We start from the raw sequence: 11,224 nt of genomic DNA, 5'->3' as shown, positions 1-11,224 counted from the left end.
CTGGCTCTTGTAACGACCCCAAGATGAAGCGCCCCGAAAGGGGCGCTGGGGGTACCCCCGGCCGAAGGCTGGGGGAGGAACTGCGCGACCAGCTCCCACCGGCCCGCACCCGCCCGCGAACCGTCGAACCCTCCCGTTACTGCGAAGCCGAAGCAGACGCAGGCTCGGAAGACTCCGCAGGTTCCGCAGACTCCGTGAACGACCCCACCGCCGCCTTCGCGGCCGCCTCCACCAGCGAGATCCCCCTCGCCTGGCTCACGGTCCCCTTCGACAGCACGGCGACCAGATAGTCCGTCCCGCCCGCCGTCACCCGCCCGATGCTGTTGACGTCCCACAGCCCCGTCGTGCTCCGCGCCAGCCACCCGTTCTTCAGCTCGAACCCCGAGCCGTCGGCGGCGGCCGAGACGCCCCACCGCTGGTCCGACTCGACCGTCTTCATCAGCCCCTGGATGTACTCCTGCGAGGCCTCGCTCAGCTTCGAGTCGTCCCCGAACACCTGCTGGAGCAGGGTGAGCTGATCGGCGGCGGTGGTCTGCGTCAGCCCCCACAGCGCCCCGTCGCCGCCTTCGGTCGACGTCAGCCCGAACCGCTTGTTCGCGGCGTCCAGGCCCGTCGCCTTGCCGATGACGTCCCACAGCTGGGACGCCGACGTGTTGTCGCTGTTCTCGATCATCTTCGTGGCGTACGCCTTCTCCGTCGCCGTCAGATGCCGGCCGGCGTCCTGCGCCTGCAGCAGCAGCGTCGCGAGGATGTCGACCTTGACGATGCTCGCGGTGTCGAAGGCGGAGTCGCCGTACGTCGCGCTGTCGCCGGAGTCCAGGTCGAGGACGGCCGCGGAGACCTTCGCCCCGGACGGCACGGTGACCTTCCCCAGCGCCGAACCCAGCAGCGCGTCCCGGTCCACGGCCGGTTCCGTCACGGGTTCCACCGATGCCTCCCCACTCGCCGAAGCCGAGGCCGAGGAGGACGGCGCCGGCGACGCCGCCGAGGATACGTCGTTGCCGCGGGCGTGCGCCTTCACGTACACGGTCCCCGCCGCGGTGGCCCCGACGACGGCGACCGTGGCGAGGGAGACGTAGAGAAGGGCCCGGCGCCGGGGCCGGGCGCGGCGCCGGGCCCGGCGGGATCCTGAGGTGGCTCTGGGGGACTCCATGCCCGCGATGCTGGGGGCGGGGACTGTGTGAGCCGTTTGCTGGAAGTTAGAACCAGGTCAGGGAAATCTGAGATTCCCGTGAAACCCGTGTCGATGCGGTTTCGGGGGCCGCACAACCGCAGCAGCATCCCACCGATAGGGTCGGGGACCGTGGCGAACAAGAACATTCCCGACTCCGGCTTCTCCGACGACGACGGCTCCGCCGACCCCCGGCTGGCCGCCGCGCTGGCCGCCTGGGCCGTGGACCGCGGCGCCGTCGGACCGGTCCTTGAGGCGCTGAAGGGCGCCCGGCTCCTGGTGCCGGTGGTCGCCGTGCTCGGCGAGGTCGAGGAGGACGAGAACGGGCTGCGCCGCGAGAAGACCAGCGACATGGCCGTCCCCACCCTGAAGGCGGGCCACCGCACCGCCCTGCCGGCCTTCACCTCCACCGAGTCGCTGGCCCGCTGGGACCCGGCGGCCCGGCCCGTCGCCGTACCCCTGCACCAGGCGCTCCAGGCCGCCGCGCACGAGAAGGCCGACACCGTGGTGCTCGACCTCTCCGGGCCGGTGCCGTTCGAGCTGACCGGCGCCGCGCTGCTCGCCCTCGCAGAGGGGCGTACGACCGTCGACCCGCTCGCCGACCCGGCCGTGGTCGGGGCCGTCCGGGCCGCGGTGGCCGCCGAGCCCGCCGTGCTCAGTGCCCACCTCGGGCCCGGGGCGGCCGACGGAACGCTGGCGCTGGTCCTCGACCCGGCCGCCGCACCCCCCGCCGAGGCCGCCCGGGCCGTCGCCGAGCGGCTCGCCGCCGACGAGACACTGCGGGCCCGCCTGGTGCGCGGCCTCGACCTGGCACTGCTGCCGGCCGGGACCACGCCTCCGGGCGAGCCCTTGTACGTCAGGGACTGACCGCCGGACCGGCCGCTAGCCGTAGACCGGGCCGGTGTACTTCTCGCCGGGGCCCTGGCCGGGCTCGTCGGGGACGATCGAGGCCTCGCGGAAGGCCAGCTGCAGCGACTTCAGGCCGTCCCGCAGCGGGGCCGCGTGGAAGGAGCTGATCTCGGTCGCGGACGCGTCGAGCAGCCCGGCGAGGGCGGTGACCAGCTTGCGGGCCTCGTCCAGGTCCTTGTACTTGTCGCCCTCCTCGGTCAGACCGAGCTTCACGGCCGCGGCGCTCATCAGGTTGACGGCGACCGTCACGATCACCTCGACCGCGGGGACCTCCGCGATGTCGCGGGTCATCTCGTCGAAGTCGGGCTGCCCGGCGTCACCGGGGCCGGGAAGGGGCGTCTCACTCATGCCCCACACGATAGGCGCAGGGGCACCGGGGCTCTTACTTAGCCCCAGGTCGTCTCAATTAGCCCCGCCCCGGCTTTGCTGCTAGCCTGGTGTGACGACCGGCCGGACAGGTATGCCTCACCGCTAGCTGAACCGGCCCACAAGTGGAGGCTTCGAACTCCCACCTGACCGCCCTCTCGGGCGGCGGGTCACCGGTCAGACGGTCGCTTCGCCGTTCACGGCGACGGCGTTCCGTCCGATTCTGCGCCCCGCGATCCTCGCGGCGGTGTTCCGGTAGTTCGAGGAGCCCCGCCTGTGATCGTCCGGGGCATTTTTTCTGCTTCGGTGCGGTTAGGTCTTACGAAACAGACGTTACGCGGCTGTCCGCCAGACCGTCGTGTGGTGCTACCGAGGAGGATCCATCAGCACCGAGCCCCGCATCAACGACCGGATTCGCGTTCCCGAGGTGCGACTTGTCGGTCCCAGCGGCGAGCAGGTCGGGATTGTTCCGCTTGCCAAGGCGCTGGAGCTTGCCCAGGAGTACGACCTCGACCTGGTCGAGGTGGCGGCGAGCGCACGCCCGCCGGTCTGCAAGCTCATGGACTACGGCAAGTTCAAGTACGAGTCGGCCATGAAGGCCCGTGAGGCGCGCAAGAACCAGGCGCACACGGTCATCAAGGAAATGAAGCTCCGGCCGAAGATCGACCCGCACGACTACGACACCAAAAAGGGTCACGTCGTCCGGTTCCTCAAGCAGGGCGACAAGGTCAAGATCACGATCATGTTCCGTGGTCGCGAGCAGTCCCGGCCCGAGCTGGGCTACCGACTGCTGCAGCGTCTCGCGGAGGACGTCCAGGACCTCGGTTTCGTGGAGTCGAACCCGAAGCAGGACGGCCGGAACATGATCATGGTTCTCGGTCCGCACAAGAAGAAGACCGAGGCGATGGCCGAGGCCCGTCAGGCGCAGGAGGCCCGCAAGGCCGAGGCGAAGGCCAACCCCGGCCGCTCGCAGAACCCTGCCGAGACCGAGGTCGAGGCCGCTGAGGTCGAGGTGCCTGCTGAGGAGCACGCCGAGGCGTGACCCCGGGGGTAACGCCCCAGGTCAGCACCAGGGGCGCGAGCCCCAGGTTGTAACCGATACAAGAGCGACGTTCCACCGTGCCCGGTTTCGCGACCGGGCACCGGAGCGCCACCGACGAGGAGATAACGGCGCTATGCCGAAGAACAAGACGCACAGCGGTGCCAGCAAGCGCTTCAAGGTCACCGGCTCCGGCAAGGTGCTGCGTGAGCGCGCCGGCAAGCGCCACCTGCTTGAGCACAAGTCGTCCCGTGTGACGCGCCGCCTCACCGGCAACGCCGAGATGGCCCCGGGTGACACCGCGAAGATCAAGAAGCTTCTCGGCAAGTGACACGCGGGCGCCCGCACGGCGCCCTGAGTCAGCACAACCGGGACCCAGTCGTTTCCGGGCCGCGTGAGTCCAACCGCGGCCCCGCTACAAGGAGTTAAAAAGTGGCACGCGTCAAGCGGGCAGTCAACGCCCACAAGAAGCGCCGGGCGATCCTCGAGGCGGCCTCCGGCTACCGCGGTCAGCGCTCGCGCCTGTACCGCAAGGCCAAGGAGCAGGTCACCCACTCGCTGGTCTACAACTACAACGACCGCAAGAAGCGCAAGGGCGACTTCCGTCAGCTGTGGATCCAGCGCATCAACGCCGCTGCCCGCGCCAACGGCATCACCTACAACCGCTTCATCCAGGGTCTGAAGGCCGCGAACGTCGAGGTCGACCGCAAGATCCTCGCGGAGCTGGCCGTCAACGACGCCAACGCCTTCGCCGCGCTCGTCGAGGTGGCCCAGAAGGCGCTGCCGTCGGACGTGAACGCCCCCAAGGCGGCGTGACGCTGCGCTGGCTTCGGCCGACGTGACGTGAGGACCCGCAGGCTGAATGGCTTGCGGGTCCTGTTGTTGCCGGTTCTTCGGCTGCGGGCCGGTGGGGGCTGGTCGCGCAGTTCCTCCCCCAGCCTTCGGCCGGGGGTACCCCCAGCGCCCCTAGGGGGTCGCCGTCACCGGTGTTGTCCAGTCGCGGTGGAACGTGTGGTGGCCCGGGCCGATCTCCTGCGGGGGTTCGCCGCTCGGGAGGTGGACCTCGGCATGGGTGCCCGGTGGAATCAGGGCCTCGACCACCAGCACGCGCCCCTCGGGCGTCTCCTCGATGCGCCAGCCTGCCTCAGCTCTACCGTACGGCGTGAGGTGTGCCGCTTTCGCCCAGGTCAGGTCCCCGCCCGGCACCGGGGCGATCCGCAGGCGCCGCCAGCCCGGTCCGGCGGTCGCCAGACCCGCCACCGTGCGGTGCAGCCAGTCGGCGACCGCGCCCAGCGCGTAGTGGTTGAACGAGGTCATCTCACCCGGATTGACGCTGCCGTCGGGCAGCATCGAGTCCCAGCGCTCCCAGATGGTGGTGGCGCCCATGGTCACCGGGTACAGCCACGACGGGCACTCCTTCTCCAGCAGCATCCGGTACGCCAGCTGCGGCTCGCCCGCCGCGCACAGGGCGTCGCAGATCAGCGGCGTACCCGCGAAACCGGTGGCGATGCGGAACGAGGCGCGCCGCACGACCTCGGCCAGCCGCTCCGCCGCGCCCCGCCGCTGCCGCCGCGTCGGCAGCAGCGCGAAGTTCAGGGCCAGCGCGTACGCCGTCTGCGCGTCGGAGGAGAGCAGGCCGTCCGGGGTGACGAAACGGTCGGCGAACCGCTCCCGCACCGCCCGCGCGTGCTCCCGGAAGCGGGCCGCGTCGTCCTCGTGGCCGAGCAGCGCGGCGGTGTCGGCCAGCACCTCGGCCGAGCGGACGACATAGGCGTTCGCCACCAGGTCCCCGTCGGTGCGGGCGTCGCCGGGCCGGTCCGGCGGGGCCGCCGGGTCCAGCCAGTCACCGAGCTGGAACTCCTGCCGCCACAGGCCGCCGCCCGCCGCGACCAGCCGGATCGTGGCCTCGCCCCAGGCCAGCATGCTCGGGTACTGGTCGCGCAGCACCCCCAGGTCCCCGAACCGCTGGTACAGAGTCCACGGCAGCAGCACCGCGACATCGCCCCACACCGCCTGCGCGGTCGGCGGGAACATGTCCGGCAGTACGTCGGGCACGACCAGCGGCGGCACCCCGTCCGGCCGGGCCAGCTGCTCGGCGGCCAGGTCGCGCAGCCAGCCGGCCAGCATGCCGGAGCAGTCGTGGAGGAAGGACGCGGTGGGGGCGAAGACCTGGAGGTCGCCGGTCCAGCCCATGCGTTCGTCGCGCTGCGGGCAGTCCGTGGGGACGTCGAGGAAGTTGCCGCGCATGCCCCACACGACGTTCTCGTGCAGCCGGTTCACCAGCGGGTCGGAGCACTCGAACCAGCCGGTGCGTTCCAGGTCCGTGTGCAGGACCACCGCCTCGACGTCGGCGGGGTCGAGCGCGCCCGGCCAGCCGTCCACCTCGGCGTAGCGGAAGCCGTGGAACGTGAAGTGCGGCTCGTAGGTCTCCACCCCCTCGCCGCGCAGCACATAGGTGTCCGTGGCGCGGGCGTGCCGCAGCGGGCGGACGCTCAGCTCACCGTCCTCCAGCACCTCGGCGTGGCGCAGGGTGACCTCGTGACCGGCCGGACCCGACACCCTGATCCGCAGCCGCCCCACCAGGTTCTGGCCGAAGTCCAGGACGGTCCGCCCGGACGGCGTGGTGAGCACCTCGGCCGGGCGCAGGGCCTCGATGCGCCGGACCGGCGGGCCGGTCGGGGCCACCAGTTCGGCGGTGGGCGCGGCGAGTTCGGTGACAGGCCGCCAGCCGGACGCGTCGAACTCTGGTGTGGACCAGCCCGGTTGCTCCAGCCGGGCGTCACAGGCCTCGCCGTCGTAGATCTCCGAGCGCAGCACGGGGCCGGTCGCCGTGCGCCACCGTTCGTCGGTGCCGACGACCGCCGTCGTGCCGTCGGCGTACTCGATCTCCAACTGGGCCAGCAGCGCCCGGTGTTCGCCGTAGAGGTGCCGGCTGCCGCCGCCGAAGCCGAGGCGTCCGGTGTACCAGCCCTCGCCGAGCAGCGCGCCGAGGGTGTTGCGGCCGGGCCGCAGCAGGGCGGTCACGTCGAAGGTCTGGTAGCGCAGCCGGTGCTGGTAGGAGGTCCAGCCGGGGGACAGGACGTGGTCGCCGACCGCCGTGCCGTTGATCTCGGCCGTGTAGACACCGAAGGCGGTGCAGTACAGCCGGGCCGAGGCGAGGGGACCGGCCAGGTCGAAGTCATGCCGCAGCAGGGCCGCGGGCAGGGGTCCGTCAGGGGTCCCGGAGTCGGGGGTGACGGGCCGGGCCGTCCAGTCGGCGGGCTCCAGCAGGCCGGTCTCCGCGTACCCGACCGGCGACCAGGGCGAGGGGTCGCTCTCCCCCTCGCCCCACACCCGGACGCGTACGCCGACCCGCTCGCGCGAGCCGAGCCGCGCGCCGGGCCAGGGGACGAGGACGGACTCGGCGGACTCGACGCGCCCGGTGTCCGTGGTGACGGTGCCTTCGGCATCGGTGATCTGGACCTGGTGGGCGCTCTGCCGCCAGTCCGGGACGCCGGTCTCCGTGCGCCAGCTCAGCCGGGGCGCGGGCTCGCCGATGCCCAGGGGCTCGCGATGGTGTTCGAAGACGGGGGTGCCGACAGTGCTCCGCACGGGCTTCAACTCCGATCCGGGTCATGGCAGATGTACACGCGGGGGGCTCCGCCCTCGTCGGGTACCCAGTCGGCGGCGTCGGCCCTCACGCCCTCGCGGACCGTCTCGCCGGTACGGGGGTCGACCACGCGATAGGGCAGGGGCACCTCCGGGGCGATGCCCCGCAGCGGGCCGCCCTCCTCCGCGTAGCAGACGTACAGCACACCGGGGACGGACAGGCCGCGCGGCGCCAGGCTGGCGCACCAGTCCGGGCGCAGGTCGGTGAGGGGGAGGCCGTCGAGGATCCGGCCGACCAGGCCGACGTACCGCGATCCCTCGAAGTCCAGCGCCTCCCGCCAGCCCGCGTCCTTCGCCAGGAAGAACTCCGTGTGCCCGGGTTCGGCCGGGTGCAGCCGCCACTGCCACAGACTCGCCGCGCCGTAGACGACGCCCATCGTGCCGCCCGCGCAGAGGTTGCTCCACGCCTCGTGCCCCTGCCACCAGCCGGTGGCCCGGCCGGCGCCGGGATCCTCGTAGGTCGGTTCGCCGTTGGCGACCGCCTTGGCCGGGGTGTTGCGCCACATGTCGGCGACCCGCTCCTGGACGTGCCCGCCCATGTGCCCGGTCTGGCACCACTGGAAGTGCAGCCACGGCTCGCCCTGGTGGGCGCGGTTGGCGGAGTGCGGCCGGTAGTGGATGCCGCAGGGCTGGCCGTAGGCGTCCCACCGCCCCACCTCGGCGCCGCCCGCCGCGATCTGCGGCTCGCCGCCCTCGCCGTCGGCACCCACCAGGTAGACCACCGGGGCGGCGCCGTAACGGGCGACCAGGTAACGGCAGTAGCGCGCGTACTCCTGCGGCGGGACCACCGGGCCGGCCGTCCGCAGGCCCTTCCAGCCGAAGCCGTGGAACAGCGGCTGCAGCACGGGCACGATCCCGTGGTCGCGCAGGACGCCGGTCAGTCGGTCGAGGTACCGGAAGTACGCCGGGTTCAGCACGTTGACGTGTCCGGTGGGCAGGTCCTCGAAGCCGACGTCGAAGCCTTCGTCGGCGGTGCGGTCGCGGGGCCCGCGCGCGTCCATGTCGGGCTGGACGCTCATCAGCAGGGCCGCGTTGAAGCCCTTGGCCCGCCGGTCGGCGGCATAGCGCGCGGCCTGTTCTTCGGTGGCCCGCCAGGGCAGCGCCCAGGCGGTGTCGCCGACCAGCAGCGCGGGCGTCCCGTCGGCGTGCACCAGGCTGCGCCCGCCGGGGGACATGCGCCAGAAACCGTGCCGGTGGAAGGGGTTGCCGTCGGTGTCGGTGGCGGTGGCGGTGGCGGTGGAGGGGGCGGTGGCGGGGGCTGTGGCTGTGTCGGTGTCGGCCGGGCGGACCGTCAACGTGCCCGTCCGCCCGTCGAGTCCGGGGTCCCCGTCCGAGGCGCCGGAGCGCCAGGTCCAGCGGCCGGCCGGCTCCGGGGAGGCGAAGCGGATCCGCCAGGTGCGGTCGCCGTCCCAGAAGGCCGGGCGGCGCAGCACCCGCCCGGACTCGTGGGTGAACTCGGCCCACACGTCCACGTCGGTGTACGGGTTGGCGTGGTCGCGCGTGCCGGTGAGGACGATCTCGGTCTGCCGCCAGGCGGTGATCTCCGTGGCCGGGTCAGTGCTCATCGTCGCGGCCCTCCAGCGTGACCCGGGTGGCCAGCGGCAGCCGCAGCGACGACGGGCCCACGCGCAGCGTGAAGTCACCGGGCTCGAACGCCCAGGCGTGCGCCGCGGTGTCCCAGTGCCGGAAGACCCGCGCGTCCACGGTCACCGTCGCCACCGCCTCCTCGCCGGCCGCCGCCTCGACCACGGCGAACCCGGCCAGCCAGCGTGCCGGGCGCTCCACGGCGCCGTCCGGCCGCTCCGCGTACACCTGCACGACCTCCTTGCCGTGCCGGGCCCCGGTGTTGCGGATCCGCACCGTCACGGTGCCGCCCTCGCCGGCCGGCACCGCGCCGGGCGCCTCGACCGCGACGTACTCCCAGGTGGTGTAGCCGAGGCCGTGCCCGAAGCCGTAGCGCGGCGGTGTCCGGTCCTGGCGGCCCTGCCCCCGGTGGCCGACGAACAGCCCCTCGTCGTAGCGGAGTACGCCGTCGACCGGCTGGGTGGACGGCAGACCGGCCTCGGTGGCGGGCCACTCGGTGGGGAGACGTCCGCCCGGTTCCGCCGCGCCCAGCAGGACGTCGGCGAGCGCGTCGCCGAACTCCTGTCCGGGGAACCAGGCCAGCAGTACCGCCGCCACCTCGTCGGCCCACGGAAGCAGCACCGGGGCACCGGAGTTGACCACCACGACCGTGCGCGGGTTGGCCTCGGCGACCCGGCGGACCAGCTCGTCCTGGCGGCCGGGCAGGGCCAGGCCGGTACGGTCGAAGCCCTCGCTCTCGACCTCCTCGGTGGTGCCGACCACGACCACGGCGACGTCGGCGGCACGGGCGAGCGCCACGGCCCGCTCGATCTCCTCGTCGTCGCTGCCCCGCGGCGGCATGAGGTTGAGCTGGAGCGAGGTGACCCCTGCCGCTATGCCCTCGTCGGCGGCGGGGGCGTCGTGCACGAGGACGACCTCGGTCTCCCCGCCCTCGGCCAGTTCGACGTCGTGCAGGTGTTGCGGCGGGCTGAGCAGGCCCTCCACCAGGTCGGCACCCGGCGGCAGCGCCAGCTGTACGTCGAACACCTCCGTCCCGGCCACGGACATCCGGAAGCGTCCCAGGCCGGAGGCGCCGATCCCGTACCGGCCGGGCCCCGCCGCCGCGCGCAGCACCGTGCGCACCTCGATCCGGGCGACGGCGTCGGACGCGATCCCGGGCCTGTACGACCCCATCCAGGTGTACGCCGCCGCGGCGCGCGGCTCGGCGCCCAGCACGGTTCCGTCGGCGGCCAGGTAGCGCACCTCCACGCCGTCGCCGGTGCCGTCGGGACGGCCCAGGAACGGCAGGTCCGCCACCGGTGTGCGGGTCTGCGGGGTGACCCCCACGCCGTGCGTGACCTCGACCGAGTCCCCGAGCGCGGCCCGCAGACCGGTGAGCGGCGAGACGGTGTACGGCGGGAAGACGGTGGCGCTGCCGCCGCCGAGGGTCCGCGCCACGGCCGCGTTCGGGCCCAGCACGGCCACCCGGTGCAGCGCGGCCCGGTCCAGCGGCAGTACGGCGTCCTCGTTGCGGGCGAGGACGAAACCGGCGGCGGCCGTCTCCCGCAGCAGACCCGCCACCGACGCCGCGTCGTACGTCGGCGGCTCGACGGCGTCGGGCAGGCCGTCCAGCGCGCCGACCCGGGCGGCCAGCCGCAGTATGCGCAGCGCCTTGTCGTCCACCAGCGCCTCGTCCACCTTGCCCTCCCGCACGGCGGTGACCAGCGCCTCGCCCCACGGCCCCAGCGGGCCCGGCATCACCAGGTCGAGGGCGGCGCGCGCGGACGGCTCGGTGGTGCGGGTGGCGAACCAGTCGGACATCACCACCCCGTCGAAGCCCCACTCCTCGTGCAGCACCGCGCGCAGCAGCGGGCTCTCGGTCATCGAGTGCCCGTTGACGCCGTTGTACGCGGCCATCACCGCCCAGACCCGGGCCTCGCGGACGATCACCTCGAACGGCGCGAGGTACAGCTCCCGCAGGACGCGCTCGTCGATCCGCGCGTCGACGGTCATCCGCTGGGTCTCGGAGTCGTTGCCGACGAAGTGCTTCACGGTGGCGGCCACACCGCCGCGCTGCACACCGCGCACGTAGGCCGCTCCGATCCGGCCGGTGAGCAGCGGGTCCTCACTGAAGCACTCGAAGTGCCGGCCGCCGTAGGGGGTGCGGTGCAGGTTCACGGTGGGGGCGAGCAGGACGTCCACTCCCTTGGCGCGGGCCTCGTGGGCGAGCAGTCCGCCCAGCCGCTCGACGCGGGGCTCGTCCCAGGTGGCGGCGAGAGCGGTGGGCGAGGGGACGTTCGCGGACGGCGTGCGCTCGTCCCAGAGTTCACCGCGCACCCCGGCGGGGCCGTCCGAGACGACCAGCCTGCGCAAGCCGGCGTCGGGCTCCGGAAGCAGGGACCAGAAGTCCCCGCCGGTGAGCAGCCGTACCTTCTGCTCCAGGGTGAGCGCGGCGACGCGCCGCCCCAACTCGGCTTCGGCTTCGGCGTCGGTGTCGGGGGTGGGGTTGGCGGACTGCCGGGTCACGG

General features: G+C 73.0%; 9 protein-coding genes. 4 read left to right on the top strand and 5 right to left on the bottom strand.

Annotated features, from left to right (window positions below; all coding sequences use genetic code 11):
* Positions 1-136 precede the first annotated feature (136 nt).
* Entirely contained in the window at positions 137-1,153 is a 1,017-nt protein-coding gene (locus ACFZB3_RS42270) for a serine hydrolase (protein WP_391387032.1), read from the bottom strand.
* A gap of 150 nt (positions 1,154-1,303) precedes the next feature.
* Between ACFZB3_RS42270 and ACFZB3_RS42265 the strand changes: the two genes are divergently transcribed.
* Positions 1,304-2,038 carry an SseB family protein gene (locus tag ACFZB3_RS42265; protein ID WP_391387029.1) on the top strand — a complete coding sequence of 245 codons (735 nt, stop codon included), beginning with the start codon at positions 1,304-1,306 and terminating at the stop codon, positions 2,036-2,038.
* Between the two features lie 15 nt (positions 2,039-2,053).
* Here ACFZB3_RS42265 and ACFZB3_RS42260 read toward each other — a convergent pair whose 3' ends face one another.
* On the bottom strand, positions 2,054-2,428 hold the full coding sequence (locus ACFZB3_RS42260; protein ID WP_217550395.1) for a DUF1844 domain-containing protein: 375 nt from the start codon (positions 2,426-2,428) through the stop codon (positions 2,054-2,056).
* Positions 2,429-2,804: 376 nt separating this feature from the next.
* Between ACFZB3_RS42260 and infC the strand changes: the two genes are divergently transcribed.
* From infC to rplT, 3 genes are all read left to right on the top strand, one after another.
* Entirely contained in the window at positions 2,805-3,488 is a 684-nt protein-coding gene (gene infC / locus ACFZB3_RS42255; protein ID WP_391387026.1) for a translation initiation factor IF-3, read from the top strand.
* Positions 3,489-3,621: 133 nt separating this feature from the next.
* On the top strand, positions 3,622-3,816 hold the full coding sequence (gene rpmI / locus ACFZB3_RS42250) for a 50S ribosomal protein L35 (protein ID WP_046726698.1): 195 nt from the start codon (positions 3,622-3,624) through the stop codon (positions 3,814-3,816).
* A gap of 101 nt (positions 3,817-3,917) precedes the next feature.
* A complete protein-coding gene (rplT, locus tag ACFZB3_RS42245; protein WP_020938960.1) occupies positions 3,918-4,301 on the top strand; it encodes a 50S ribosomal protein L20 in 384 nt (127 codons plus the stop codon).
* A 150-nt stretch (positions 4,302-4,451) separates the two neighbouring features.
* Here rplT and ACFZB3_RS42240 read toward each other — a convergent pair whose 3' ends face one another.
* The 3 genes from ACFZB3_RS42240 to ACFZB3_RS42230 are packed head-to-tail and all read right to left on the bottom strand — an operon-like array spanning position 4,452 to position 11,222.
* The gene (locus ACFZB3_RS42240; protein ID WP_391387023.1) at positions 4,452-7,076 is read right to left on the bottom strand and encodes a family 78 glycoside hydrolase catalytic domain; all 2,625 of its coding nucleotides are present in this window, start codon (positions 7,074-7,076) and stop codon (positions 4,452-4,454) included.
* A 5-nt stretch (positions 7,077-7,081) separates the two neighbouring features.
* A complete protein-coding gene (locus ACFZB3_RS42235) occupies positions 7,082-8,698 on the bottom strand; it encodes a DUF4038 domain-containing protein (RefSeq protein WP_391387020.1) in 1,617 nt (538 codons plus the stop codon).
* Positions 8,688-11,222: a glycoside hydrolase family 3 C-terminal domain-containing protein gene (locus ACFZB3_RS42230; protein ID WP_391387017.1), complete on the bottom strand. Its 2,535-nt coding sequence runs from the start codon at positions 11,220-11,222 to the stop codon at positions 8,688-8,690. The genes ACFZB3_RS42235 and ACFZB3_RS42230 overlap by 11 nt, the downstream gene beginning before the upstream one ends.
* Positions 11,223-11,224: the final 2 nt, after the last annotated feature.

The organism is Streptomyces sp. NPDC008092 (assembly GCF_042957285.1).
In the GTDB taxonomy this organism is placed as follows: domain Bacteria; phylum Actinomycetota; class Actinomycetes; order Streptomycetales; family Streptomycetaceae; genus Streptomyces.
Note: the sequence above shows the minus strand (reverse complement) of the source record. Positions and strands in the feature narration are given on the sequence as shown.

Bases quoted from the DNA above. Each gene is read 5' to 3' on its own strand.
- ACFZB3_RS42270 (WP_391387032.1), bottom strand. From the start codon at position 1,153: ATGGAGTCCCCCAGAGCCACCTCAGGATCCCGCCGGGCCCGGCGCCGC.
- ACFZB3_RS42260 (WP_217550395.1), bottom strand. From the start codon at position 2,428: ATGAGTGAGACGCCCCTTCCCGGCCCCGGTGACGCCGGGCAGCCCGAC.
- rpmI (WP_046726698.1), top strand. From the start codon at position 3,622: ATGCCGAAGAACAAGACGCACAGCGGTGCCAGCAAGCGCTTCAAGGTC.
- ACFZB3_RS42235 (WP_391387020.1), bottom strand. From the start codon at position 8,698: ATGAGCACTGACCCGGCCACGGAGATCACCGCCTGGCGGCAGACCGAG.